This window comes from Pseudomonas sp. GW456-L13, from assembly GCF_017350115.1.
Taxonomy (GTDB): domain Bacteria; phylum Pseudomonadota; class Gammaproteobacteria; order Pseudomonadales; family Pseudomonadaceae; genus Aquipseudomonas; species Aquipseudomonas jessenii.
The window spans coordinates 2,076,910-2,103,131 of sequence record NZ_JACNAS010000002.1 but is presented as its reverse complement, the minus strand read 5'-3'; the positions used below and the strand labels follow the sequence as shown (position 1 = coordinate 2,103,131).

Genomic DNA, 26,222 nt, shown 5'->3' with positions numbered 1-26,222 from the left:
ATGTTATGGCCTCATCGCGAGCAAGCTCGCTCCCACAGTTGTTTTAGGGTGTGGCTGAGATCAGCGGCGGTCAGCGACCACGCCAATCAACACCAGCACCACCAACAACACCGGCGCCAGGCTGTAGTTGTTGAACTGGCTCAAGCCGCGCACGACCCACGGCGTGGCGTAGATCAGCGCCGCGCCGCTGCCGATCATGCACAGCAGAGACATCAGCGGCACGCGCAAGGCGCCGGCGATGCTGCCCAGGAGTTGCTCGACCCAGCCTTTGAAATCCGCACCAAACAGCACCAGCAGGCAGCCCACCAAGGCCAGGGCGATTTCCGAGAGGTTGCTGCGGCTCCAGCGAGACACAGTGGCAAGCAGGTCGAGTACCAAATCCATTCGATTTCCTTATGTCAGAAATTTCTGCAGCAAGTCGTTGAGGAAGAGTTGTCCGCGCTCGGTGGCTACCAGACGTGAAGGTTCGACCTGCAACAGGCCGCTTTGTTCGGCTTCACGGCGGCCTTCAGCGAGGCTTTCCAGCGTCATGCCGGTACGTTCCGGGTACAGCCGCGATTCGACGCCTTCAGTCAGGCGCAGCGCGTTCATCAGGAATTCGAACGGCATCTCTTCATTGGTCAGCGCTTTCTCGCCGGCCTTAAAGCTTTTCGCCGGATTCAGGTAATCCTTGGGCAGGCGGGTCTTCCAGGTACGAATGATGCGCCCGTCCGGATGGCTGAGCTTGCCATGGGCGCCGGCGCCGATGCCAATGAAGTCGCCAAAACTCCAGTAATTGAGGTTGTGGCGCGCCGGGCGACCGGGCAGGGCATAGGCCGAAACTTCGTATTGAACGTAACCATGTTCAGCCAGCAGTGCTTGCCCGGCCTCCTGAATGTCCCACAGCGTGTCGTCTTCCGGCAGAGTCGGTGGCTGGTTCCAGAATACTGTGTTCGGTTCCAGGGTCAGTTGATACCACGACAGGTGAGTCGGTTTCAGGGCGATGGCTGTGCGCAAGTCCGCCAAGGCATCGTCCAGGGACTGATTCGGCAAGCCATGCATCAAGTCCAGGTTGAAGTTGTCGAACCCGGCCTGCCGCGCCATACCGGCGGCGCGTACGGCTTCGTCACCGTTGTGAATCCGTCCCAAGGCCTCGAGCTTTTCTTGCTGAAAGCTCTGAATACCGATCGACAGGCGATTGATCCCCAGTTTCCGGTACGCCACGAACTTGTCTTGCTCGAACGTCCCCGGATTGGCTTCCAGCGTGATTTCGATGTCGCTGGCAAACGGAATGCGCTGTTCGACGCCTTTGAGCAAACGACCCAGCGAATCAGCGCTGAACAGGCTTGGCGTGCCGCCACCAAAGAAAATCGAGCTCAGCTCACGACCATAAACGGCGTGCAGGTCCTGATCGAGATCGGCCAGCAATGCGTCGACGTACTCTTCTTCCGGCAGCACGGGGCTGGCCGTGTGGGAGTTGAAGTCGCAATAAGGGCATTTGCGCACGCACCACGGGATGTGGATATACAGCGCCAGCGGCGGCAGCACAGGCAGGGCCGCCCGAGGCGATAGAGCATCGCCGCCGAAGATCAGCGGCGACGCGGATGATTCACGGATCATTTCAAGCCCAGACGCTGGCGCAGCAGATCCATTGCACGGGCGCGGTGGCTGATCTGGTTCTTGTCGCCTGGGCTCAGTTCGGCGCTGGAGCAATCGCGCTCCGGCACCCAGAACAGCGGGTCGTAGCCAAAACCGTGTTCGCCGCTGGCCTGGGTCAGGATTCGCCCGTGCCACAAACCTTCGCAGAGGATCGGCAACGGATCATCGGCGTGGCGCACCAGTGCCAGCACGCATACGAACTGCGCGCCACGTTCGGCTTCAGGCACGTCTTTCAACACGTCGAGCAGCTTGGCGTTGTTCGCCGCATCGCCCTTGCCATCGGCATAACGCGCCGAGTAGATACCGGGCGCGCCGCCAAGGAAATCCACCGCCAGCCCGGAATCGTCGGCCAGCGCCGGCAGGCCGGAAATGCGCGCGGCATTGCGGGCCTTGAGGATGGCGTTCTCGACGAACGACAAACCGGTCTCTTCGGGCTCGACGCTGCTGAACTCGCCGATCGAGCGCAGGTGCACCGACTCGCCGAGCATGGCCTGGAGTTCCTTGAGTTTGCCGGCGTTATGGCTGGCCAGTACGAGTTGCGTGAAGTTGATCATTGGCCAGGGAAGAGCTCTTGGTTGAAATTGATGGTGTTGATCTTGTCGCCGGTCTGCACCTTGATGTTGAAGGTGCGGATTTCCTGCTGCGGTACCGGGTATTGGGCGATGTAGTAAATCGCTCCTTGCTCGGTGACCTGCTTGAAGTTCAGTGTGTAGCTTTGGCTGGTCAGGTCTTTGACGGTGCCGCTGACGTCGGCCGCCATCGGCGTGCCGGCCTTGATCACTGAAATGTTGATCACGCCCTGATCCTTGCTGCGGGTCAGCTGGGCAGCCTTGGCAACGTCCGGTAGCAGGTAGGTGGAGTTGAAGGTGTTGTAGTGCACCGTCACGTCACCGAAGGTTTCCTTGCGTTCGCTCTTGATGGCGTCGGCGGCCATGGCGGTGACGCTCAGGCAGGCAGTGAGTAGAAACAACGCTAGACGACCCATGATCGTTCTCCTTGAAGTAGGGTGGATCAGACCGCGACCTTGTGGTCGGAAAGTCCCGGACTGCTGACGCGGTAGATACCGATCTCACCTAACAGATTAGGCCATAGCTTGCTGGCCCACCCGTGCCGATGCTGTTGATCCACGGCCAGCCGATCAATGACCTTCGCTTCACGTTCGCGACACAAGGCTTCAAAGTCGGCGAAGGTGCAGAAGTGAATGTTCGGCGTGTTGTACCAGGTGTACGGCAGGAACTCGGAAACCGGCATGCGGCCCTTGCTCGCCAGGTACCAGCGGCACCGCCAGTGGCCGAAGTTGGGGAAGGTGATGATGCACTGGCGACCGACGCGCAGCATTTCCTCGAGGATCCTGTCCGGGTAGTGCACCGCTTGCAGCGCCTGGGTCATGACCACGACATCGAAACTGTTGCTGGCAAAGTTGCCCAGGCCCTTGTCCAGGTCCTGTTCGATGACGTTGATGCCCTTGGCCACGCACTCGGCGATATTGTCGGCGTCGTTTTCCAGGCCATAACCGGTGACTTGCTTGTTATCGCGCAGCCAGGTCAGCAGTTCGCCATCGCCGCACCCGAGGTCGAGCACGCGGCTGCCGGCGGGGATCCATTCCTGGATGATTTCCAGATCAGCTCTCATGGCTTTCTCACAACGTAATGCGGTTCATGTAATTGCCGAATGCCTGCAGGTAGCGCGGGATCGGAATCAGGAAGGCGTCGTGGCCTTGCGGAGCGTCGATCTCGAGGTAGCAGACGTCCTTGCGCGCGGCCATCAGCGCGTCCACCAGTTCCCGCGAGCGGGCAGGGGAGAAGCGCCAGTCGGTGGTGAACGACATCACGCAGAACTTGGCCTTGGCGCCTTCAAAGGTTTTCGCCAGGTTATCGTCGAAGTTCGCCGCCGGATCGAAGTAGTCGAGCGCTTTGGTCATCAACAGGTAGGTGTTGGCATCAAAGCGCCCGGAGAACTCCTCGCCCTGATAGCGCAGGTAGCTTTCCACCTGGAACTCGACGCTGTGGAAGTCGTAGTTGAGCTTCTCGCTCTTGAGCCCGCGGCCGAATTTCTCGCCCATGGAGTCGTCGGACAGGTAGGTGATGTGCCCGACCATCCGCGCCAGCATCAGGCCGCGCTTGGGGATCACGTTGTGTTCCTGGAACGAACCGCCGTGGAATTCCGGGTCGGTGAGGATCGCCTGGCGCGCCACTTCGTTGAACGCGATGTTCTGCGCCGACAGCTTGGGTGCCGAGGCGATGGCCAGGCAGTGACGGATGCGGTCAGGGTAAGTGATGCTCCATTGCATCGCCTGCATGCCGCCGAGGCTGCCGCCGATCACGGCCGCGAACTGGGCGATGCCGAGACGGTCCGCCAGACGCGCCTGACTGTGCACCCAGTCTTCCACGGTCAATACTGGAAAGTCGGCGCCGAACGGCTTGCCGGTGTCCGGGTTGATACTGCTCGGGCCGGTGGAACCGTTGCAGCCGCCGAGGTTGTTCAGGCTGACCACGAAGAACTTGCTGGTGTCGATCGGCTTGCCGGGACCGATGCAGCTGTCCCACCAACCGGGTTTGCGGTCGTCGGCGCTGTGGTAGCCGGCGGCGTGGTGATGGCCGGACAGGGCGTGGCAGATCAGCACGGCGTTGCTCGCCGTGGCGTTGAGCGTGCCGTAGGTTTCGTAGATCAGGTCATAGGCCGGGAGCGAGCGACCGCAGGCCAACGCCAGGGGTTCGCTGAAGTGCGCCACTTGCGGCGTTACCAGACCAACAGAATCGGGGGGAAAGGCAGCTGGCATCGACCCTGCTCTCATTGAAATGAGGCGTAAGTCTAAAGACCGCTGGGGTTAGCGGCAAGCAACGATCGGGCCTGATTTCATTCAGCAGAACCGCGGTGCGGCCTTCGCGAGCAAGCCCGCTCCCACAGGATTGATGCGGTCCATGTGGGAGCGAGCTTGCTCGCGATGAACGATGACGCGGTCAGCCTGCGGGACGCACCAGATCAGGCAAGTCCGGCAACTTCTTCGGCGAGCAGATTCGCACCCGTTTCTGCCGGTTCAACTCGCCACTGATCAGGCTGACCTGGCTCTTGGACACGCCAAAGGCCTTGGCCAGAAACGCCATCAGATACGCGTTGGCCTTGCCCTCGACCGGCGGCGCGGTCAGGCGGATCTTCAGGCGATCGCCGTGCAGCCCGCAGAAGTCATCACTGCGGGCTGCCGGTTGCAGGTGACACTCCAGAATCAGGTCGTCACCGTCCCAGCGAAACCAGCTCACCGGGTCAGATCAACACGCGGAGGATTTGCGGCATCATGGTCATGGCGGCGAGGTTGTTGATCACCAGCATGTCGATCAGCTTGAGTGCCAGGAACGCAAAGATCGGCGACAGATCCAGGCCGCCCAGGCTCGGCAGGAACTTGCGGAACGGCGCCAGGGCCGGTTCGCAGACGTCGTTCACCAGTTCGGCGCCCGGGTTATGGCTGCCCGGGGCGACCCAGGACAGGATCACGCTGATGATCAGGGCGAAGAAGAAAATCTTCATGAACAGCGCGGTCACGCCAATGATCGACCAGATCAGCAATTGCAGCGGGTTGCCGATGGTGCCGTAGGTCAGCAGCAGGGTCAGGGCCATCAGCGCCAGTTGCACCAGGATCGCCAGCACCAGCGAGGACATGTCCAGGCCGAATACGCTCGGGATGATCCGGCGCAGCGGCTTGAGCAGCGGCTGGGTGGCCTTCACGATGAACTGGCAAATCGGGTTGTAGAAGTTCGCCCGCACCAGTTGCAGTACGAAACGCATCAGCACGATCAGCAGGTACAGGCTGCCGAGGGTTTGCAGCACGTAGACCGCTGCAGTATTCAATCCAATCATGAAAAGCTCCTTATTGACCCAGTTGTTCGGCCATCTCGGCCGAGCGATGCGCGGCAGCGCCGAGTGCTTTTTCGACCAAGGCTTCAAAGCCATTGGCCTGGAACGACTTGATTGCAGCTTCCGTGGTGCCGGCAGGCGAGGTGACACGGCGGCGTAACTCGGCCGCGTCGACGTCGCTGGAGACCGCCATATGTGCGGCGCCCAGGGCGGTTTGCAGGGTCAGTTGCGCAGCGATGTCCGCCGGCAGGCCGAGCTTCACGCCGGCGGCGGTCATGGCCTCGATCAGCAGGAAGAAATACGCCGGGCCCGAGCCGGAAACGGCGGTGACGGCATCCAATTGCTGCTCTTCATTCAGCCATAGGGCGATGCCGACCGCGGACAGCAGTTCCTGGGCCTGCTGACGCTGTTCGGCTGACACTTCGGTTGTTGCGAACAGACCGCTCGCACCCTGACGTACCAGCGCCGGGGTGTTGGGCATGCAGCGCACGATCGGCTGGGCGCCGAGCCAGTTGTTCATGCTGGCGCAGGTGATGCCTGCGGCAATCGAAACCACCAGTTGATGGGGCTTGAGGCTTGGGCGAATGGCTTCGCACACGGCTTTCATCGCCTGGGGTTTGACCGCCAGCACGACCACGTCGGCACCGTCGATGGCCTGGGCGTTGTCGGCAAAGGTTTCTATGCCGTGTTCAGCGCTCACGCGGGCACGGGTTTCTTCGCCCGGATCGCTGGCGCGGATCTGTGCTGCTTCCAGACCCTTGGCCCGCAGGCCGCCGATCAGACTGGCGGCCATGTTGCCGGCACCGATAAAGGCAATACGTGTCTTGCTCATGTCAGGTCCTTATAAGGAGAAGAGTCAGCCATTTTTCAAGGCTGGCCGTAGTCGCGGGCGCCAAACAGGGCGGTACCGATCCGCACCCAAGTGGCGCCTTGGGCGATGGCCGATTCGAGATCGTGGCTCATGCCCATGGAAAGTGTGTCGAGCGGCAGGTTCAGGCTGGCTTGCAGGCTTTGCACGGTAGCGAAAGCGGCATCCTGGGTGGCGCGATCTTCCGTCGGCTCGGGGATTGCCATCAACCCGCGCAGTTTCAGGCGCGGCAGGGCGCAGATGGCATTGGCCAGGGCCGGCAGATCGGCCGGGGTGCAGCCGGACTTGCTGGCCTCGCCGCTGACATTGACCTGAATGCAGATGTTCAAAGGCGGCAAATCGGCGGGACGTTGTTCGGACAGCCGTTGTGCGATTTTCAGGCGATCCACGGAATGCACCCAGTCGAAGTGCTCGGCGATAGCGCGAGTCTTGTTCGATTGAATGGGGCCGATGAAGTGCCAGATCAAGGGCAGGTCGGCCAGTTCGAGTTGCTTGCCCAACGCTTCCTGAAGGTAGTTCTCGCCAAAGTCGCGCAGGCCGGCGGCGTAGGCTTCACGCAGGTCTTGAGCGGGTTTGGTCTTGCTCACAGCCAGCAACTGGACGCTGTTTTCGGCGCGGTTCGCGGCAAGTGTTGCAGCATGTATGCGCGAACTAACCTGAAGAATGTTGTCTGCTATGGTGGACATCAAGAGGCGCCAACGGTCTGAAAGTTCGCGGCATTCTACTGGAATTGAGAGGCGCTATGGATATCACTGAGCTGCTGGCATTCAGCGCCAAACAGGGGGCATCCGATCTGCACTTGTCCGCCGGCCTGCCGCCGATGATTCGCGTCGACGGTGATGTGCGACGCATCAATTTGCCGGCCCTGGATCACCAACAGGTGCAGACTCTGATCCATGCCATCATGAATGACGCCCAGCGGGTGGACTTCGACAAGCATCTGGAAACCGACTTTTCCTTTGAAGTGCCCGGCGTGGCGCGCTTTCGGGTCAATGTGTTCAACCAGAACCGTGGCGCGGGCGCGGTGTTTCGCACCATCCCGTCAAAAGTGCAGAGCATGGATGAGCTGGGCATGGGCGACGTGTTCCGCAAGATGACCGACGCTCCCCGTGGCCTGGTGCTGGTAACCGGCCCGACCGGTTCCGGCAAGTCCACCACGCTGGCGGCGATGATCGATTACCTCAATACCCATCGCCATCACCACATCCTCACCATCGAAGACCCCATCGAGTTCGTTCACGAGTCGCGCAAATGCCTGATCAATCAGCGTGAAGTCCATCGTGATACCCGTAGTTTCGCCACCGCCTTGCGTTCGGCACTGCGGGAAGACCCGGATGTGATCCTGGTGGGGGAGATGCGCGACCTGGAAACCATTCGCCTGGCGTTGACCGCGGCCGAAACCGGCCATCTGGTGTTCGGCACGCTGCACACCACATCGGCGGCGAAAACCATCGACCGGGTGGTCGATGTGTTTCCGGGGGACGAAAAGTCGATGGTGCGCTCGATGCTCTCCGAGTCGCTGCTGGCGGTGGTGTCCCAGACCCTGGTGAAGAAAATCGGCGGCGGACGCGTCGCGGCCCACGAGATCATGCTGGGGACATCGGCGATCCGGAACCTGATCCGCGAGGACAAGGTGGCGCAGATGTACTCGGCGATTCAGTCGGGAGGGTCGTTGGGGATGCAGACGCTGGATATGAGCTTGAAGGACCTGGTGACCAAGGGGTTGGTCAGTCGTGACCATGCGCGGGAGAAGGCGCGGTCGCCGGATAATTTTTGAGGAAGATTTGAGGTGCTTTCAAGGGTCTCTTCGCGAGCAAGCTCGCTCCCACAGGGGAGTGCATTCCAAAGTGGGAGCGAGCTTGCTCGCGAAGGGGGTCATCATGTTCAAGCACTTTCCAAGGGCATTCCCCGGAAATTCAAATCAGCGCTGAACAACCCGCAACGCATTCTGTTCTTTCGGCAGAACCCGCTTGGCAACCACGTAGTGGTTTTCCCAGTACGGTTTCTTCAAAGTGTCGATGGATACCGACTTGCCACGACGTGGCGCGTGGATGAAGCGGTCGTTACCCAGGTAAATGGCAACGTGATTGACCCGACGACTCTTGATGTTGAAGAAAATCAGGTCGCCCGGCTTCAGGTCGTTGCGATCGACTTTCTCCCCATGACCGCTGGCCATGGCGTTGGAGGTGCGTGGCAGGTCGAACGTGGCGTCGTTGAACGCGTATTTCACCAGGCCGCTGCAATCGAAGCCTTTGCTTGGGCTGCTGCCGCCCCAACGATAAGGGGTACCGAGGACGTTCACCGCGCGGCTAAGCACGTCGCTGCTTTCCTTGGTGCCCATCGGTGGAACCAGGCCGCTTTTGCTGCTGGCCAGGCTTGGAGCATATTTAGCGGATTTCTTGTCTTTGCTCGAAGGAGCAGAGGCATGGGATTTTGGGGTGTAACCATTAACGTTTGGAAGACGTTGCTCACGATTGGTGGCGTGGGCGGCCAGTGGCATCAAAAGGCAAATGGTTAGCCATGTCTTGAAAAATGAACGCATTAGGCAAGGCTCTTAATAGGTTGGCGCGCAACTTTATAACAGCTTTTTTGCCGCTTCCGAGGCCGTTGGTCGATTCAATCCGGGGGGCAATGGTGGCAAAAAAGCGGCAAAATGGTGCAATTGTCGGACAGGAGTCCGGTGTTACAAGGCTTTGACGGGAGTGAAGGTAGCACTTGCCATACGTCGGGTGCCTGTAAAAAAGTCACAAAGAATTAAAGAATATTTATCTATCGTGTGAATCGAGGTCATTCATGAACCCCTATCAACAGGCTGTCCAGCAGCAAGACACCCACAGCAAAGTGATCGGTTACCTGCTGTGGATTTTCGGTTTTACCGGGGCTCACCGCTTCTATTACGGCAGGCCGGTGACCGGGACGATCTGGTTCTTCACCTTCGGCTTGCTGGGGATCGGTTGGCTGATCGACCTTTTCCTGATCCCGTCCATGGACCGTGAAGCGGACCTGCGGTTCACTGCAGGCCCCGTCGAATACAACGTGGCGTGGATCCTGCTGACGTTTCTCGGGGTGTTCGGCGTGCACCGGATGTATCAGGGGAAATGGATCAGCGGGTTGCTGTACCTGTTGACGGGCGGGTTGTTCTTTCTCGGGGTGCTGTATGACTTCTGGACGTTGAATGACCAGGTTTCTGTGCGTAATGCGCAGAATAGAGGCGCCTTCTAAATCTTCTTCGCGAGCAAGCCCGCTCCCACATTTGATCTTTGGTGTTCACAAATACTGTGTTCATCGCAGAACCAATGTGGGAGCGGGCTTGCTCGCGAATGCAGGCGACGCGGTCTTAAGCCTGGTGGCTGATCCGTCCATCCACTAGGGTGTAACGCACCACACCCGGCAGGCTGTGGCCAATGAACGGGCAGTTTTCGCCCTTGGACAGCCATGTTTCACCGGCCACGGTCGAGGCCGCAGGGTCGAACAGCACGATGTCCGCCGCGCCACCTACCGCCAGTTTGCCTGCCGGCAGGCGCAGGGCCTCTGCAGGGCCGGCGCTCAGGCGCTTGATCAGTGTCGGCAGGTCCAGCAAGCCGTCTTCGACAAGGGTCATTGCCAGTGGCAATAGCAGTTCAACGCTGCTGATGCCTGGCTCGGTCGCGCCGAACGGTGCTAGTTTGGCGTCACGCTCATGGGGTTGGTGATGACTGGAGATGGCCGAGATCACGCCCGACTTCACCGCTGCGCGCAGGCCGTCGCGGTCGGCGCGGGTGCGTAGCGGTGGCTGGACGTGATACAGGCTGCTGAAGTCGATCAGGGCTTCGTCGGTCAGGATCAGCTGGTACAGGGCGACATCCGCTGTCACCTTCAGGCCCCGGGCCTGGGCCTGGGCGATCAGCTCTACGCCGCGTGCGCTGGTGAGCTGGCTGAAGTGCGCGCGCACGCCGGTCTGTTCAACCAGCAGCAGATCCCGGGCCAGGGCGACGGTTTCAGCGCTTTCCGGGATGCCCGGCAGGCCAAGGAAGCTGGCGGTCGGGCCTTCGTGAGCCAGGCCGCCCTCGGCCAGGTCGTAATCCTGGGAGTTGAAAATCACCGTCAGGTCGAAAGTCGCTGCGTAGTCCAGCGCGCGGCACAGGGTGCGGGTGTTGCGGAAACTCTCCAGGCCGTTGCCGAAGGCCACGCAACCGGCATCGCGCAATGCTACGAGCTCTGCCAGCTGTTCACCGTCCAGGCCTTTGCTCAGGGCGCCAATCGGGAAGACTTTGGTGTTGCCGGCCTCGCGGGCACGGTCGAGGATCAGTTCGGCCACCGCCGAGGTGTCCAGCACCGGTTTGGTCTTTGGCGGGCAGCACAGGCTGGTCACACCGCCAGCCGCCGCTGCGCGGGTTTCGCTGACAATCGAGCCTTTGCGGCTGTAACCCGGCTCGCGCAGGGCAACGTTGAGGTCGACCAGGCCGGGAGCGGCCACCAGGCCTTTGGCGTCAATCGTGTCGACGGCGACAAAACCGGCTGGCGCCGCGCCAAGGGCGACGACTTTGCAGGCTTCAATGTGGATATCGGTCACTTGATCCAGGCCACTGGCCGGATCGATCACGCGGGCGCCGAGAATGCTGAGCTTCACTGGGCTTTCTCCTGCTCGAATTGGCCTTGTTCGAATTGGCGTTGCGCAGTCTGCCCGCTCATGGCCATGGACAGTACCGCCATACGAATGGCGATCCCGTAGGTCACCTGGTTGAGGATCACCGAGTGCGGGCCGTCGGCCACTGCTGACTCGATTTCCACGCCACGGTTGATCGGCCCCGGGTGCATCACGATGGCATCGGGCTTGGCGCCGGCCAGGCGCGCGGTGGTCAGGCCGAACAGGCGGTAGAACTCGCCTTCGCTCGGCAACAGGCCGCCGGTCATGCGTTCACGCTGCAGGCGCAACATGATCACCACGTCGACGTCCTTCAGGCCTTCGGTCATGTCGGTGTAGACCTTCACGCCGTATTGCTCGATGCCGATCGGCAGCAGGGTTTTCGGCGCAATCACGCGAATATCCGGGCAACCCAGGGTTTTCAGGGCCAGCATGTTCGAGCGCGCAACCCGCGAGTGCAGGATGTCGCCGACGATGGCCACCGAAAGGTTTTCGAACCCGCCCTTGTGCCGGCGGATGGTGAGCATGTCGAGCATGCCCTGGGTCGGGTGAGCGTGCCGGCCGTCACCGCCGTTGATGATCGCCACTTGTGGGCAAACATGTTCGGCGATGAAGTGCGCGGCACCCGAATCGCCGTGGCGCACGACGAACATGTCGGCAGCCATGGCTTCCAGGTTGCGCAGGGTGTCGAGCAGGGTTTCGCCCTTGCTTGCCGACGATGTCGACACGTTGAGGGTGATCACGTCCGCCGAGAGGCGCTGGGCCGCCAGTTCGAAGGTGGTGCGGGTACGGGTGGAGTTCTCGAAGAACACGTTGCACACGGTCTTGCCGCGCAGCAGCGGGACTTTCTTCACGGCCCGGGCGCCGACTTCAAGGAAGGAGTCGGCAGTGTCGAGGATTTCCGTCAACAGTTCGCGGCGCAAACCGTCGAGCGAGAGGAAGTGGCGCAGCTGGCCCTGATCATTGAGCTGCAGCGGGCGCTTGGTTTCTAGAGGCGTCATCGCAAGGGGGACTCTCAATAGGGCGAATTAAAGGGCGAGGTCTTGCAGTTCGAGCGCGAGCTCGGGACCGGACAGCTTCACCCGTTCGTGGGCCGCCAGCGACAGGGTCGCGCCAACCACGTTCGGGCGGATCGGCAGTTCGCCGGCGTCCAGGTCCAGCAGGCACACCAGCGTTACGCTGGCCGGGCGGCCGTAGTCGAAAAGTTCGTTCATGGCGGCGCGGATGGTCCGGCCGCTCATCAGCACGTCGTCGATCAGCACCAGGTGCTGGCCTTCGATCTCGAACGGCAACGCCGAAGGGCGAACCTGCGGGTGCAGGCCGTTCTGGCTGAAATCGTCGCGGTAGAAGGACACGTCCAGGGTGCCGAGGGGGTCATTGCTGCCCAGCTCCTTGAGCAGAGCCTGGGCCACCCAGACGCCGCCGGTGCGGATGCCGATGAAACGCGGGTCGCTGATGCCTCGTTTGGCCAGATAGGCGTCAAGTCGGGTCGCCATCTGGCTGATCAGTTCGGCGGGATTGGGCAGGCTCATGGTTGCTCCTTCTTGGGCCCGAGCCAGCCTGTGCGGGAAGTGGCTCGGGTTGTAGCTAAGAGAGACGCACAGCGGCTCTTCAGGATTCAAACAGTGCGGTGTTTTCGTCGAGCCAGCCTTGTAGCAGCAGGGCGGCGGCGATGGCATCGACCGGATTGTCGCGGTAACTGCCTTTCTGGCCGCCACGAGCCAGGCGTTCGCCCTTGGCCTCGAAGGTGGTCAGACGTTCATCGTGGGTATAGAAGGGCAGGTTGAAGCGGCCGTTCAGGCGCCGGGCGAACTTTTCCGCGCGGGCGCACATGTCGCTGGGCGTACCGTCCATGTTCAACGGCAGGCCGACCACCACGGCATCGGGTTTCCACTCTTTGATGAGGGCTTCGACCTGGTTCCAGTCAGGAATGCCGTTCTGCGCCTTTAGGGTGCACAGCTCGCGGGCCTGGCCGGTAATCACCTGGCCGACCGCAACGCCGATCTGTTTGGTGCCGTAGTCAAAACCCAGAATCAGCTTCAGGGCCATCAGGCGTGCCCCGCCTGGCTGGTCAGCAGGCTGAGGTTGACGCCCAGGTGTTTGGCGGCCGCTTCCAGACGCAGTTCGCTGCTGGTGTTGAACAGGATGTCCGCGTCGAATGGGCAGTTCAGCCAGGCGTTCTGCGCCAGTTCGGCCTCCAGTTGCCCGGCTTCCCAACCGGCGTAGCCGAGGGCGATCAGGCTTTTTGCCGGGCCGACGCCGTCAGCGATGGCGAACAGCACGTCCTGGGAGGTCGACAGGGCCAGCTCGTCTTCCAGATCAACGGTCGCCTGGAAGCTCTGGCCCTTGGGGTGAAGGACGAAACCGCGATCGGTCTGCACCGGGCCACCGATGAAGATCGGTACATGCTGGCAGAGCGCTGGAGGTTCTATTTCCGGGCGCAACTGCTCAAGGATATCGGCCAGGTTCAGATCTTGCGGACGGTTGACCACCAGTCCCATGGCGCCATTGGCCGTGTGCTCGACGATGTAGGTCAAGGTGTGCGCAAAGTTCGGGTCGGCCATGTGCGGCATGGCGATCAGGAATTGATGCTTGAGGTAGCTGGGGCTGACGTTTTTCATGACCGCTAGTGTGGCGTTCGAGGGGCGAACTGACAAGCTGGGGATGCCGCAATTTGGCTGTCGACACGGATCAAATGTGGGAGCGGGCTTGCTCGCGAAGACGTCGTGTCAGTCTACATCTATATTGAATGACTGACCGCATTCGCGAGCAAGCCCGCTCCCACAGGGGGTTTGCTGTGAATCAATTGCTTGAGAGTCTATCCCCTCGGGCAAATTTCCAGGTGCGGATGATCTCCAGCCGGTCAATATCCGACAAATCCCCGGTAAACGGTGCAAACGGTGCCGCCAGCCGGACGATCCGTTGCGCCGCCTGGTCCAGCAGCGGCTGACCTGAAGATTCCAGCACCAGCACTTCATACAGTGAACCATCACGGTTGATCGACACCATCAAACGCAAGTTGCCGTAGATCTGTTTGCGCCGCGCTTCATCGGGGTAGTTGAGGTTACCGATGCGCTCGACTTTCTTGCGCCATTCGTCCTTGTACCAGGCGCCCTTGTCGCGCATGGTCGAGGCCGCGCTCAAGCGGTGAATGCGCGGGCGCTTGGCGTACAACTGTTGTTCGGCGGCCAGTTCCGCTTCCAGGCTGGCGATGTCGCTGGACAGTTGCTCGCTGTCGAAGGTCGGCGCCTGGACCTGGGTTTTTACCTCGGTCTTGGGCTCCTCGGTCTTGGCGGGGGCTTTTTTCGGCTTCGGCGCCACGGTGGTCACGGCAGCCTTGGGCGGGGCTTCCTGCACTTCAGGCTTGGCAGCCGGCGGTGGCGTGACTTTTTGTACCTTGTTGTCCTGGAACGGCGCGACCTCGGTGGTCTTGGGAATCGCCTTTTTATCCAGGGTGCCGCTACCTTGCTGATTCTCCTGGGCCAGGAAATCGGCTTTCTCGGGCTTTTTTTCGCTTTTGAAGGTGGCGAGGGTGATTTCCAGGGTTTTGCTGATCTGTTTGGGCTCGACCACTGCAAACCCGACACCCAACAGCAAGGCCAGGTGGATCAGCGCTGCCAGAAACAGGGTAAAACCGAGGCGATCGACCGGGCGCACGCCACGGTGGGCGAGTTCGGCAGGCAGATCGGACGGGAGTGTCATGACAAGGAAACCAACATCGCGTTTTCACAGGCCGCGCATGATAACGCAATGTTGGTTTGGCTAATCAACGTGCCTTGAGCTTCTGATCGATGGCATCCATCAGCATGCCGCCGATGTCGGTGCCAAACGCGTTATCAATCTCGCGAATGCAGGTCGGGCTGGTGACGTTGATCTCGGTCAGGTGCTCGCCGATCACGTCCAGGCCAACGAACAACAGGCCTTTTTCACGTAAGGTCGGGCCGACTTGCGCGGCGATCCAGCGGTCCTTGTCGGTCAGCGGGCGGGCTTCGCCACGCCCCCCGGCAGCGAGGTTGCCACGGGTTTCGCCCTGGGCCGGAATCCGCGCCAGGCAATAATCCACAGGCTCGCCATCGATCATCAGGATGCGCTTGTCGCCATCGACGATAGCCGGCAGGTAACCCTGGATCATGATTTGCTGCTGACCATGCAGGGTCAGGGTTTCGAGGATCACCGACAGGTTCGGATGCCCTGCAGTGTGACGGAAGATCGAAGAACCGCCCATGCCGTCAAGCGGCTTGAGGATCACATCGCCATGATGGTCGGCGAATTCGCGCAGCACGTCAGGGCGACGGCTGACGATGGTCGGCGGCGTGCACTGCGGGAACAGTGTAGCGAACAGCTTCTCGTTGCAGTCGCGCAGGCTTTGCGGCTTGTTGACCACCAGCACGCCGGCGCGCTCGGCTTGTTCCAGCAAATAGGTGGAGTAGACGAACTCCATGTCGAACGGCGGATCCTTGCGCATCAGGATCACGTCCAGATCGCTCAGCAGTGCGTCGCTTTCGGCGCCCAGTTCGAACCATTTTTCCGGGTTGGCGAACACCTGCAACGGACGCATCCGGGCTCGGGCCTGGCCTTCGCCCTGATACAGGTCGCGCTGTTCCATGTAGAACAGCTCCCAGCCACGCTTCTGCGCGGCCAGCAGCATGGCCAGCGAGCTATCCTTTTTATAGGAAATGCTGGCGATAGGGTCCATGACAATCCCGACGCGAACGCTCATGGGTGTTTCCTCGAAATTTGGGGGGCTATGTCGATCTCTGTAGGAGCGAGCTCGCTCGCGATGAACCCGAGAACAACACGCTTATCCAGCCAGCACGCGTTATCGTTGACGGCCATCGCGAGCGAGCTCGCTCCTACAAAAGATCAGCGTATAAAAGTGGCGTCAGAGTGGCGCTGAGTGTGTTCCCGGTCAAGGAAAAACCACCTTGCGGGTCGGCCGATAGATTGGTGTTGGAGACTGTGCTAAAAAGGCTGCCATGTCGTGCCGGCCCTTGAGCACCAAGGGTTTCGAGCCGCGTTAACCGGCAAACGGACAATTTGTTTCGCAAAGGCGACGGTAGAGCATTTTATGGAACAGCACCCCAGCGCCTTGAAGGTCATGGTGATCGACGATTCGAAGACGATCCGTCGCACCGCCGAAACGCTGCTCAAGAACGTGGGTTGTGAGGTCATTACGGCCATCGACGGTTTTGATGCCCTGGCCAAGATTGTCGACAACCATCCCTGCATCATCTTTGTCGACATCATGATGCCGCGCCTGGATGGTTATCAGACCTGCGCCCTGATCAAGAACAACAGCGCATTCAAGTCCACGCCAGTGATTATGCTGTCGTCCAAGGATGGGCTGTTCGACAAGGCCAAGGGGCGCATCGTCGGCTCCGACCAGTTTTTGACCAAGCCTTTCAGCAAGGAAGAATTGCTTGATGCGATCCAGGCCCATGTTCCTGGCTTCGCCGCCGTTTTGCCGCAGTAGGACACGCACAGTGACGCTCGGCCATCGGGCCAGGCGTCGACAAGAATGGGGAAGACCATGGCACGTATTCTGATCGTCGATGATTCGCCGACCGAAATGTACAAACTGACCGGCATGCTGGAAAAGCACGGTCATGAAGTGTTGAAAGCCGAAAACGGCGCCGACGGCGTGGCCCTGGCCCGCCAGGAAAAGCCCGATGCGGTGCTGATGGACATCGTCATGCCAGGCCTCAATGGCTTCCAGGCCACCCGCCAGTTGACCAAGGACCCGGAAACCGGGCACATCCCGGTGATCATCATCACCACCAAGGATCAGGAAACCGACAAAGTCTGGGGCACGCGCCAGGGTGCCAAGGACTACCTGACCAAGCCGGTCGATGAAGACACCCTGATCAAGACCCTGAACAACGTGCTGGCCGGTTGATCGTCAGACCATGAACGAGTCGCTGACGGCTTTCGAACTGCTGCTGCAGATCGACCAGCGCTGTCGTCTGCTGGCGGCGGACTTGCCATCCCAGCCGGCCCGGCGGGACAGTTGGAGCGGCATCGGTTTTCGCCTGGGCGAGCACTGGTATGTCGCGCCCATGAGCGAAGTCAGCGAAGTCTTGCACGAGCCGCGCTGCACTCAGCTACCAGGGGTCAAACCCTGGGTCAAGGGTGTCGCCAACCTGCGTGGACGTTTGCTGCCGGTCATGGACTTGTGCGGCTTCTTCGGGCACGAGCTTTCGGCGGTGCGTCGACAGCGGCGGGTGTTGGTGGTGGAACATGAAGAGGTGTTTGCCGGGTTGCTGGTCGATGAGGTCTTCGGCCTCCAGCACTTTGCCCGGGACAGCCTGGAGCCGGTACCGGCAGACGAATTGAAGGGGCCGGTGGCGACGTTCGTCAAAGGCCGGTTTCAGCGTGAGCAGTGCTGGCAGGTGTTCAGCCCGTTTGCGTTGACGCAGTCCCAGGGGTTCATGAGCGTCGCGGTGTAGTTGGAGCAACAGAGAACCTTGTGGGAGCGAGCTTGCTCGCGATGACGGACTTGCAGCCAGCATTAATGTCGACTGACACACCGCTATCGCGAGCAAGCTCGCTCCCACAGGTTCCTCGGTAAGTCTTGGAAGGTGTGGGTTAACAGGCGAGGACCGATGATAAAAGCAAAAGCAGGCAAGCCAATGGAAGGGTCGCGCAGCCGGTCGCAGATTATCGTGCTGTTCATCGCGCTGATTGTCTTCATCATGCTGCTGTTCGCCAACTTCGCGTACCTCAACACCCAGGCTATCTACGACAAACAGTACATCGGCCACGCCGGCGAACTGCGCGTGCTGTCCCAGCGTATCGCCAAGAACGCCACCGAAGCCGCCGCCGGCAAGGCTGCCGCGTTCAAGTTGCTCAGCGATGCGCGCAACGATTTTGCCCGGCGCTGGGGTTTTCTGAAGAAGGGTGACCCGGCCACGGGCCTGCCGCCGGCCCCCGCCACCGTGCGTCCGGAGATGCGCGCGGTGCAACAGGACTGGGAGCGGCTGCTGAAGAACACCGATGCGATTCTCTCCAGCGAGCAAACCGTACTGTCGCTGCATCAGGTCGCCGCGACCCTGGCCGAAACCGTGCCGCAGTTGCAGGTCGAGTACGAGAAAGTCGTCGAGACTCTCCTGCAACGGGGCGCCCCGGCGGCCCAGGTGGCCATGGCCCAGCGCCAATCGCTGCTGGCCGAGCGGATCCTCGGCGCGGTCAACACGGTGTTGGCCGGCGACGAAAATTCACAGCAGGCCGCCGATGCGTTCGGGCGTGACGCAACGCAGTTCGGCAAGGTGCTCAACGGCATGCTCCAGGGCGACCCGGCGCTCAAGGTCAGCCAGGTCGAAGACCGCGACGCCCGTGCGCGACTCGCGGAAATCTCCGAGCTGTTCGAGTTCGTCTCGGGCTCGGTGGACGAGATCCTCGAAACCTCGCCGGAGCTGTTCAAGGTACGCGAATCGGCCTCGAACATTTTCAGCCTGTCGCAAACCCTGCTCGACGAAGCCTCACACCTGGCCAGCGGTTTTGAAAACATGGTCGGCGGGCGAACCACCGACACCATTGGCGGCTATGTGCTGGGCCTGTTGGCGCTGGCTTCGATCATCCTGATCGGTTTGGTGATGGTGCGCGAAACCAATCGTCAGTTGCGCGAGACCGCCGAGAAAAACGAGCGTAACCAGAACGCGATCATGCGTTTGCTCGACGAGATCGAAGACCTGGCCGACGGCGACCTCACCGTGACGGCCTCGGTAACCGAAGACTTTACCGGCACCATCGCCGACTCGATCAATTACTCCGTCGACCAGTTGCGCGATCTGGTCGCGACCATCAATCTCACCGCCGGCCAGGTGGCCGCCGCCGTGCAGGAAACCCAGGCCACTGCCATGCACCTGGCCCAGGCGTCGGAGCACCAGGCCCAGCAGATTTCCGAAGCGTCGATGGCGATCAACGACATGGCCGAGTCCATCGACCAGGTGTCGGCCAACGCGGCGGAATCTTCGGCGGTTGCCGAACGCTCGGTGGAAATCGCCAACAAGGGCAACGAGGTGGTGCACAACACCATCCACGGCATGGACAACATTCGCGAGCAGATTCAGGACACCGCCAAACGCATCAAGCGCCTGGGCGAGTCTTCCCAGGAAATCGGCGACATTGTCAGCCTGATCGATGACATTGCCGATCAGACCAATATCCTGGCCCTCAACGCGGCCATCCAGGCGTCCATGGCCGGTGACGCCGGTCGCGGTTTCGCCGTGGTCGCCGATGAAGTGCAGCGCCTGGCCGAGCGCTCGTCCGCCGCCACCCGGCAGATCGAAACCCTGGTGCGGGCGATCCAGACCGATACCAACGAAGCGGTCATCTCCATGGAACAAACGACGACCGAAGTGGTGCGTGGCGCCCGTCTGGCGCAGGATGCCGGTGTGGCCCTGGAAGAAATCGAAGGCGTCTCCAAGACTCTTGCGGCGTTGATCCAGAGTATTTCCAATGCGGCGCAACAGCAGACGTCGTCGGCCGGTCAGATTTCCCTGACAATGAACGTGATCCAGCAGATCACCTCGCAGACATCGTCGGGTTCCACCGCCACGGCCGACAGCATCGGCAACCTGGCGAAAATGGCCAGTCAGTTGCGTCGTTCAGTGTCCGGTTTCACCTTGCCGGATGCCAAGGCGCAGGTTGTGGATAAAGCTTGAACCGCCCATGGGTATCTGAATTGTGATTGGAGTGGTTATGGGTGATCGGCACGACTATGTGGCCCTCGAGTGGGTCAAGGGCGAGATTGCCGAAACGCTGAAACAGGCTCATCACGCGATTGAGAACCTGCTCGATGACCCGCAGGCGACGCAAGCGCTGGATGCAAGCCTTTCGTGCATCCATCAGGTTCACGGCAGTTTGCAGATGGTCGAGTTCTACGGCGCGGCGTTGCTCGCCGAAGAAATGGAACAACTGGCCATGGCCTTGCAGGGCAACCGTGTCAGCCATCGCGACGAGGCGTTGCACCTGTTGATGCAGGCCCTGGGGCAGTTGCCGATCTACCTGGACCGGGTGCAAGGCGCGCGCCGCGACTTGCCACTGGTGGTGTTGCCACTGATCAACGATCTGCGCAGCGCCCGCGGCGAAAGCCTGCTGTCGGAAACCAGCCTGTTCAGCCCGCAATTGCCCGAGTTGCCAGCGTTGGACGCACAAGCGCTTACGCAGTTGGAACCGGCCGAATTGCCCAGTGTGCTGCGAAAGCTGCGGCAGATGCTGCAAATGGCGCTGGTCGGATTTTTGCGCGAACAGGACAACGACACCAACCTCGATTACCTGGCCAAGGTATTCACCCGCCTTGAAGCACTGTGCGACAACGCCCCCCTGAGCCCGTTATGGCAGGTGGCATCGGCGCTGGTCGAAGGCATGCAGGGCGGTGCGATCGCCAATAGCCCGGCCTTGCGCAGCCTGTTCAAGGATGCCGACAAGGAACTCAAGCGCCTGCTCGAACAAGGCATGCCCGGTATCAACCAGCCGGCCCCGCCGGAGCTGCTCAAGAGTTTGCTCTTCTATATTGCCAAGGCCGAACATCCCACCGGGCAGATGCTGACCATGAAAGAACGCTACTCACTGGACGACGCGCTGCCCGACAGCGTGATGGTCGATGAAGAACGCGCGCGCCTGGCCGGTCCCGACCGCGACGCCATGCGCTCGGTGCTGGCTGCACTGTGCGAAGAGCTGGTGCGGGTCAAGGAGCGCCTGGACCTGTTCGTGCGCAGTGACCGCCAGCACACTTCCGACCTCGACAGCCTGCTGGCGCCGCTGCGGCAAATCGCCGACACCCTGGCGGTCCTGGGCTTCGGCCAGCCGCGCAAGGTGATCATCGATCAATTGGCGGTGGTGCTCAGCCTCGCTCAGGGCCAGCGCGAACCCAACGATGCGATCCTCATGGACGTTGCAGGGGCCTTGTTGTACGTCGAAGCGACGCTGGCCGGCATGGTCGGTACCGTGGAGCCGGAGAGCCAGGACGACAACCGCCTGCCCACCACCGACCTGACGCAGATCCATCAGATCGTGATCAAGGAGGCCCGTATCTGTTTGCAGCAGGCCAAGGACATGATCGTCGACTACATCGACGCCGATTGGGACCGCCAGCACTTGCAGGCGTTGCCGGCCTTGCTCACCCAGGTGCGCGGGGCGCTGGCGATGATTCCGTTGAGCCGGGCGGCGAGCCTGGTCGAAACCTGCAACCACTTTATTCGTGAGCACCTGTTGCTCGAGCCGGGTCAACCGGGCTGGCAGGAACTGGACAGCCTGGCCGACGTGATCACCAGCATCGAGTACTATCTCGAACGCCTCGGTGATGACCCGCAAGCGCAGGGCGAAAACCTGCTCGATGTCGCGGAAAAAAGCCTGGCGAACCTCGGTTTTTTCCCCAGTGAGCAGCATGTGCCAGTGCTTGATGATGTGCTCAAGCCGACCCAGGCGCAGGTCATGCAGATGATGCAGGAGCTGGAGAATCCACAGGTCGTCCAGACCTTGGCCGATGTGCTCGCCAGTCCGGTTTCGACTCTGAATCCGCCCGCGCTGAACACCCCGGGCAGCCTGCTGCCGCCACCCGCAGGCGAAGAGCCGGTGGACGAAGAACTGCGCGAAGTGTTCCTCGAAGAAACCGACGAAGTCCTGGAAATCCTGCGCGATTACTTGCCGCGCTGGTCCGCCAACCCAGACAACCGCTCGGCCCTGAGTGAGTTGCGCCGCGCCTTCCATACCCTCAAGGGCAGTGGCCGCATGGTGCGCGCCCTGGTGCTGGGCGAGCTGGCCTGGGCCGTGGAAAACCTGCTCAATCGCGTACTGGAGAACAGTGTGGAACCGGGTGCTACGGTGCAGCAACTGATCGGCGATGTGCTGCATCTGCTGCCGGAGCTGGTGGCTGAATACGCCGCCAACGCCCAGCGTCAGCGCAACGATGTCGATCAGTTGGCCGCCCGCGCCCATGCCCTGGCCAAGGGCGATGAACCGGTGTCCGATGAGGATACGCAAGATGTCGCGGCCCTCGATCCGCTGTTGCTGGAGATCTTTCGCAAAGAGGCCGAAACCCACTTGGGCAGCCTCAATCGCTTCCTTGATCAGGCCGCCGAGCATGTGCCGTTGCAGGCCAGCGACGAATTGCAGCGCGCCTTGCACACCCTCAAGGGCAGCGCCTCGATGGCGGGCGTGTTGCCGATTGCCGAACTGGCCGCACCGCTGGATCAACTGGCCCGGGAATACAAGGCGCACCTGATCGCACTGGATCTGGATGAAGTCGAATTGTTACTGGAGGCAGAAGGACTGTTTCGCCTCGGCTTGCGCCAGCTCAAGCGCGATCCGCTGGCGGAAATTCCCGGTGCCCGGGGTTTGACCGAGCGAGCCAGGGCGCAGCTGGCCGAGCGCCTGGAAAACCTCCTGAGCACACCGAACACCGGGCTGCGAATCAAGCGCGACCCGCAACTGATCAACAACTTCCTCGCCCAGGGCATGGACATCCTGCTGGACGCCGAAAGCCTGTTGCAACGTTGGCAGCAACACCCCGGCGAACGTCAGGAGCTCAGCGCGCTGCTGGACGAATTGACCACCCTCGGCGAAGGCGCCCATCTGGCCGACCTGCACCCGGTGGACGAGTTGTGCGAAGCGTTGCTCGACCTGTACGGTGCCGTGGAAGAAAGCAGCCTGGCGGTCAGCGAGCGGTTTTTCCATGAAGCACAGGGTGCCCACGAAGCGCTGATAAACATGCTCGACGAACTGGCCGCCGGTCAGGAAGTCAGCCCGCAACCGCAACGGATCAGGGCCTTGCGCGAGCTGCTCGACGAGAGCCTTGACCCGTCGGCCATGGGCCTGATCCGCAGCGATGGCAGCCGAAGCCTGAGCATCCGCGAACTGGGTTCTGCCACCGAGGAACTTGAGCGCACGCTACCCCCTGCCCCTGTAGGAGCGAGCTCGCTCGCAATGGACTCAAATGCACCGCGCTTATCCAATGACAACGCGTCATCGTTAACGCCCATCGCGAGCGGGCTCGCTCCTACAGGAGAGGGGCGCGAACTGGACGATGAAATCGTTGCGATCTTCCTTGAAGAGGCGGTGGATATCCTCGAAAGCGCCGGTCAGGCCTTGCAGCGCTGGTTGCGCGACTCGGACAACGCCGCGCCGCTGTCGTCCCTGCAACGGGATTTGCACACCCTCACAGGCGGTGCGCGCATGGCCGGGGTCGGGCCGGTCGGCGATCTGGCCCATGAGCTGGAAAGCCTTTACCAGGGCCTGGTGGACCGTCGTTATGCCTTCAGCGATTCACTGGCGGTGCTGCTCAAACAGAGCCATGAGCGACTGGCGTTGTACCTTGAACAGTTGCAACTCAACCAGCCGCTGGACGATTCCCGTGAGCTTATCGAAGCCATTCGTGCCTACCGTCAAGGGCATGCGGGTATCGCCGAGGGGGCCCGACAGGCGACCGGCAGTGACGCGGCTGCGCACGATACGGAATTGCTGGAGATCTTCCTCGAGGAAGGTTTCGACATTATCGAAAGCTCCGGGGCGGCGCTTGAGCGCTGGCAGGCCCAGCCTTCGAGTCGTCAGGAAGTGGAAACCCTGCTGCGCGACCTGCACACCCTCAAGGGCGGTGCGCGCATGGTGGAAATCGCCGCGATTGGTGATCTGGCCCATGAACTGGAGTTCCTCTACGAAGGCCTGTCCACCGGCGTGCTGCAACCGACGGAGCCGTTGTTCGCGCTGTTGCAGCGCAGCCATGACCGCCTGGCGCAGATGCTCGATGCGGCCCGCGCCGGTGAGCCGATGCCGCCGGCCGATCGCTTGATCGATGCGATCAAGAACTTCAGCCATCCGGCCGTGCCGGAAACGCCCGCGTCGGTTGCGCCGTCGGCCACGCCCAAGCCCGAGCCGCTGGCGCCGCCGTCCGATGCCGGCGCGGACATGGTCAAGGTCTCGGCGGAGTTGCTCGACGATCTGGTCAACCTGGCCGGTGAAACATCGATCTTCCGTGGCCGAATCGAACAACAGGTCAACGATGCGCACATCGCCCTGAATGAGATGGAAACCACTATCGAGCGGATGCGCGACCAGTTGCGCCGCCTCGATACCGAAACCCAGGGGCGGATCCTCAGCCGCCAGCAAGTCGAGGCCGAACGCCTGGGCTACGAGGAATTCGACCCGCTGGAAATGGACCGCCACTCACAGTTGCAGCAACTGTCCCGGGCATTGTTCGAGTCGGCTTCTGACTTGCTCGACCTCAAGGAAACCCTCGAGCGACGCAATCAGGACACGGAAAACCTCCTGCAACAGCAGGGCCGCATCAACACCGAACTGCAGGAAGGCCTGATGCGTACGCGCATGGTGCCGTTCGAACGCATGCTCCCGCGTTTGCAGCGCATCGTCCGGCAGGTGTCCAGCGAACTGGGCAAGGACGTGGACTTCATCGTCGACAACGCCGAAGGTGAAATGGACCGCAGCGTTCTCGAACGTATGGCCGCGCCGTTGGAACACATGCTGCGCAACGCCGTCGATCATGGCCTGGAGTCCGTTGAAGTGCGGTTGGCGGCGGGGAAGCCGGCCAAGGGGAAAATCACCCTCGATCTGCTGCGCGAAGGCGGCGACATCATTTTCGACATCCGCGACGACGGCGCCGGTGTACCGCTGGACGCGGTGCGGCGCAAGGCGATCAAGCGCGGCCTGCTCGCCCCGGACAGCATCATCAGTGATCACGACGTGTTGCAGTTCATCCTGCAACCGGGGTTTTCCACCGCCGAAAAAATCACCCAGATCTCCGGGCGCGGCGTCGGCATGGACGTGGTGCACGAAGAGGTGCGACAACTGGGCGGCACCATGAGCATCGACTCGGTGCCCGGGCAGGGCGTGCATTTTCGCATTCGCCTGCCGTTTACCGTATCGGTCAACCGGGCGTTGATGGTGCAGTGCGGTGAGGACCAATACGCGATCCCGCTCAATACCATCGACGGCATCGTTCGCGTTCTGCCCAATGAACTCGAAGGGTATTTCCGCTTCGATTCGCCAACCTACGAATACGCCGGCCAACATTACGAGCTGTGCTATCTGGGTGAGCTGCTGAAAACCAGCCCGCGCCCGAAGCTGTTGGGCCAGAGCCTGCCATTGCCGGTGTTGCTGGTGCAGTGCAACGAACGGCACATCGCGGTGCTGGTGGATGCCATGGCCGGCACTCGCGAAATCGTGGTCAAGAGCCTGGGGCCGCAATTTGCGGCGGTGCAAGGGGTGTCCGGGGCGACGATTCTCGGGGACGGCCGGGTGGTGCTGATTCTGGATTTGCTGGCGCCGATCCGCGCCATGCAGGCCCGTGTGCCCCAGCGTCCGGCCGGGCAAGAGGTCGAGGCCGAACCGCATCGGCCGCTGCTGGTGATGGTGGTCGACGACTCGGTCACCGTGCGCAAGGTCACCAGCCGCTTGCTCGAACGCCACGGCATGAGCGTGCTGACCGCCAAGGACGGAGTCGATGCCATGCTGCTACTGGAAGAGCACATGCCCGACCTGATGCTGCTGGACATCGAGATGCCGCGCATGGATGGCTTCGAAGTCGCGACCCAGGTGCGCAACGACGAACGCCTGCAACACCTGCCGATCATCATGATCACCTCCCGCACCGGACAGAAACACCGCGACCGCGCCATGGCCATTGGCGTCAACGACTACCTTGGCAAGCCGTACCAGGAATCGGTGCTGCTCGAAAGCATCGCCTTGTGGAGCAAGACCCATGCTTGAGCACCGCACCAGCAACCTCACCGGCCTGCTGCTGCCGTTGGCCGACCGCAACCTGATCCTGCCCAACGTCGCCGTTGCCGAGCTGATCGATTACCAGCAGCCGGGGACGTTCGACCTCGACACGCCGCCGTGGTACCTGGGCCTGGTGACATGGCGTGACCGGCAGATTCCGCTGCTGAGTTTCGAGTCGGCATGCGCACAGAAAATCGTCATCGGCGAGCGCGCGCGGATCGTCATTCTCAACGCCCTGGGCGGGCGCACCGAGCTGAAATTCATCGCCCTGCTGGTGCAGGGGATTCCGCGCTCCTGCAAGCTCGATAGCCAGTTGAGTTACGTGGATGTGCCGTTGTGTCCGCTGGAGCAGGCAGCGGTGCAGGTGGGCGAGCAAGTGGCCAAGGTGCCGGATCTGCTGGCGCTGGAGGCGTTGTTGGTGGATGCCGGATTGACCATCTGATCGCGGTCTTGCGTTGACTGCACCGGCCTCTTCGCGGGCAAGCCCGCTCCCACAGTTGATCTGTGGTG

General features: G+C 61.5%; 26 protein-coding genes. 8 read left to right on the top strand and 18 right to left on the bottom strand.

All coding sequences use genetic code 11. The annotated features are described in order from the left end of the window. Positions 1-60: 60 nt before the first annotated feature. The 10 genes from J4D25_RS23760 to J4D25_RS23715 all read right to left on the bottom strand — a co-directional run bounded on the left by J4D25_RS23760 (position 61) and on the right by J4D25_RS23715 (position 7,041). Positions 61-384: a DUF3392 domain-containing protein gene (locus tag J4D25_RS23760; protein ID WP_057712911.1), complete on the bottom strand. Its 324-nt coding sequence runs from the start codon at positions 382-384 to the stop codon at positions 61-63. 9 nt (positions 385-393) lie between these two features. Further along, a complete protein-coding gene (gene hemW / locus J4D25_RS23755) occupies positions 394-1,599 on the bottom strand; it encodes a radical SAM family heme chaperone HemW (protein WP_057712912.1) in 1,206 nt (401 codons plus the stop codon). Beyond that, positions 1,596-2,192: an RdgB/HAM1 family non-canonical purine NTP pyrophosphatase gene (gene rdgB, locus J4D25_RS23750; protein WP_007987823.1), complete on the bottom strand. Its 597-nt coding sequence runs from the start codon at positions 2,190-2,192 to the stop codon at positions 1,596-1,598. Before rdgB ends, hemW begins: the two co-directional genes overlap by 4 nt. Further along, the gene (locus J4D25_RS23745; protein WP_057712913.1) at positions 2,189-2,623 is read right to left on the bottom strand and encodes a DUF4426 domain-containing protein; all 435 of its coding nucleotides are present in this window, start codon (positions 2,621-2,623) and stop codon (positions 2,189-2,191) included. The genes rdgB and J4D25_RS23745 overlap by 4 nt, the downstream gene beginning before the upstream one ends. Before the next feature lie 26 nt (positions 2,624-2,649). After that, positions 2,650-3,270, bottom strand: coding sequence for a methionine biosynthesis protein MetW (metW, locus tag J4D25_RS23740; protein ID WP_056726485.1), 621 nt, complete (start codon positions 3,268-3,270; stop codon positions 2,650-2,652). Between the two features lie 7 nt (positions 3,271-3,277). Beyond that, entirely contained in the window at positions 3,278-4,417 is a 1,140-nt protein-coding gene (locus tag J4D25_RS23735) for a homoserine O-acetyltransferase (RefSeq protein WP_008046479.1), read from the bottom strand. A gap of 181 nt (positions 4,418-4,598) precedes the next feature. Beyond that, positions 4,599-4,895: a DUF167 domain-containing protein gene (locus J4D25_RS23730; protein ID WP_008046477.1), complete on the bottom strand. Its 297-nt coding sequence runs from the start codon at positions 4,893-4,895 to the stop codon at positions 4,599-4,601. Between the two features lie 4 nt (positions 4,896-4,899). Beyond that, on the bottom strand, positions 4,900-5,490 hold the full coding sequence (locus J4D25_RS23725; RefSeq protein WP_057712914.1) for a YggT family protein: 591 nt from the start codon (positions 5,488-5,490) through the stop codon (positions 4,900-4,902). Positions 5,491-5,500: 10 nt separating this feature from the next. After that, positions 5,501-6,319, bottom strand: a complete 819-nt coding sequence (proC, locus tag J4D25_RS23720) for a pyrroline-5-carboxylate reductase (RefSeq protein ID WP_057712915.1) — start codon at positions 6,317-6,319, stop codon at positions 5,501-5,503. Positions 6,320-6,354: 35 nt separating this feature from the next. Then, positions 6,355-7,041 carry a YggS family pyridoxal phosphate-dependent enzyme gene (locus tag J4D25_RS23715; RefSeq protein ID WP_057712916.1) on the bottom strand — a complete coding sequence of 229 codons (687 nt, stop codon included), beginning with the start codon at positions 7,039-7,041 and terminating at the stop codon, positions 6,355-6,357. A 56-nt stretch (positions 7,042-7,097) separates the two neighbouring features. On the opposite strand from J4D25_RS23715, the gene J4D25_RS23710 reads away from it, so the two are divergent. Next, complete coding sequence (locus tag J4D25_RS23710; protein WP_057712917.1) at positions 7,098-8,132, top strand: type IV pilus twitching motility protein PilT; 1,035 nt, start codon at positions 7,098-7,100, stop codon at positions 8,130-8,132. 144 nt (positions 8,133-8,276) lie between these two features. Here J4D25_RS23710 and J4D25_RS23705 read toward each other — a convergent pair whose 3' ends face one another. After that, positions 8,277-8,897 (bottom strand): C40 family peptidase, encoded by a 621-nt coding sequence (locus tag J4D25_RS23705; protein ID WP_057712918.1) that lies wholly within the window; start codon positions 8,895-8,897, stop codon positions 8,277-8,279. Positions 8,898-9,148: 251 nt separating this feature from the next. On the opposite strand from J4D25_RS23705, the gene J4D25_RS23700 reads away from it, so the two are divergent. Next, positions 9,149-9,577 carry an NINE protein gene (locus J4D25_RS23700; RefSeq protein ID WP_057712919.1) on the top strand — a complete coding sequence of 143 codons (429 nt, stop codon included), beginning with the start codon at positions 9,149-9,151 and terminating at the stop codon, positions 9,575-9,577. Between the two features lie 115 nt (positions 9,578-9,692). Here J4D25_RS23700 and J4D25_RS23695 read toward each other — a convergent pair whose 3' ends face one another. The 7 genes from J4D25_RS23695 to gshB form a co-directional block, all read right to left on the bottom strand. Then, entirely contained in the window at positions 9,693-10,964 is a 1,272-nt protein-coding gene (locus J4D25_RS23695) for a dihydroorotase (RefSeq protein ID WP_057712920.1), read from the bottom strand. Further along, positions 10,961-11,980, bottom strand: coding sequence for an aspartate carbamoyltransferase catalytic subunit (locus tag J4D25_RS23690; RefSeq protein WP_046039254.1), 1,020 nt, complete (start codon positions 11,978-11,980; stop codon positions 10,961-10,963). The genes J4D25_RS23695 and J4D25_RS23690 overlap by 4 nt, the downstream gene beginning before the upstream one ends. Positions 11,981-12,007: 27 nt before the next feature. Further along, complete coding sequence (gene pyrR / locus J4D25_RS23685) at positions 12,008-12,511, bottom strand: bifunctional pyr operon transcriptional regulator/uracil phosphoribosyltransferase PyrR (protein WP_057712921.1); 504 nt, start codon at positions 12,509-12,511, stop codon at positions 12,008-12,010. A gap of 79 nt (positions 12,512-12,590) precedes the next feature. Next, entirely contained in the window at positions 12,591-13,028 is a 438-nt protein-coding gene (ruvX, locus tag J4D25_RS23680; protein ID WP_056726497.1) for a Holliday junction resolvase RuvX, read from the bottom strand. Beyond that, entirely contained in the window at positions 13,028-13,600 is a 573-nt protein-coding gene (locus tag J4D25_RS23675; protein WP_057712922.1) for a YqgE/AlgH family protein, read from the bottom strand. Before J4D25_RS23675 ends, ruvX begins: the two co-directional genes overlap by 1 nt. A 181-nt stretch (positions 13,601-13,781) precedes the next feature. Next, on the bottom strand, positions 13,782-14,681 hold the full coding sequence (locus tag J4D25_RS23670) for an energy transducer TonB (protein ID WP_057712923.1): 900 nt from the start codon (positions 14,679-14,681) through the stop codon (positions 13,782-13,784). Positions 14,682-14,745: 64 nt separating this feature from the next. Further along, positions 14,746-15,699, bottom strand: coding sequence for a glutathione synthase (gshB, locus tag J4D25_RS23665; protein ID WP_057712924.1), 954 nt, complete (start codon positions 15,697-15,699; stop codon positions 14,746-14,748). Between the two features lie 348 nt (positions 15,700-16,047). Here gshB and pilG point away from each other — a divergent pair, with 348 nt between their 5' ends. The 6 genes from pilG to J4D25_RS23635 all read left to right on the top strand — a co-directional run bounded on the left by pilG (position 16,048) and on the right by J4D25_RS23635 (position 26,154). After that, positions 16,048-16,452 (top strand): twitching motility response regulator PilG, encoded by a 405-nt coding sequence (gene pilG / locus J4D25_RS23660; protein ID WP_057712925.1) that lies wholly within the window; start codon positions 16,048-16,050, stop codon positions 16,450-16,452. Between the two features lie 57 nt (positions 16,453-16,509). Further along, positions 16,510-16,875: a twitching motility response regulator PilH gene (pilH, locus tag J4D25_RS23655; RefSeq protein ID WP_007897961.1), complete on the top strand. Its 366-nt coding sequence runs from the start codon at positions 16,510-16,512 to the stop codon at positions 16,873-16,875. A 10-nt stretch (positions 16,876-16,885) separates the two neighbouring features. Further along, a complete protein-coding gene (locus tag J4D25_RS23650; RefSeq protein ID WP_057712926.1) occupies positions 16,886-17,425 on the top strand; it encodes a chemotaxis protein CheW in 540 nt (179 codons plus the stop codon). A 156-nt stretch (positions 17,426-17,581) separates the two neighbouring features. Continuing rightward, a complete protein-coding gene (locus tag J4D25_RS23645) occupies positions 17,582-19,642 on the top strand; it encodes a methyl-accepting chemotaxis protein (protein WP_057712927.1) in 2,061 nt (686 codons plus the stop codon). 37 nt (positions 19,643-19,679) lie between these two features. Continuing rightward, on the top strand, positions 19,680-25,700 hold the full coding sequence (locus J4D25_RS23640; RefSeq protein WP_057712928.1) for an Hpt domain-containing protein: 6,021 nt from the start codon (positions 19,680-19,682) through the stop codon (positions 25,698-25,700). Next, a complete protein-coding gene (locus J4D25_RS23635) occupies positions 25,693-26,154 on the top strand; it encodes a chemotaxis protein CheW (RefSeq protein WP_057712929.1) in 462 nt (153 codons plus the stop codon). The genes J4D25_RS23640 and J4D25_RS23635 overlap by 8 nt, the downstream gene beginning before the upstream one ends. The last annotated feature ends 68 nt before the right edge of the window (positions 26,155-26,222 follow it).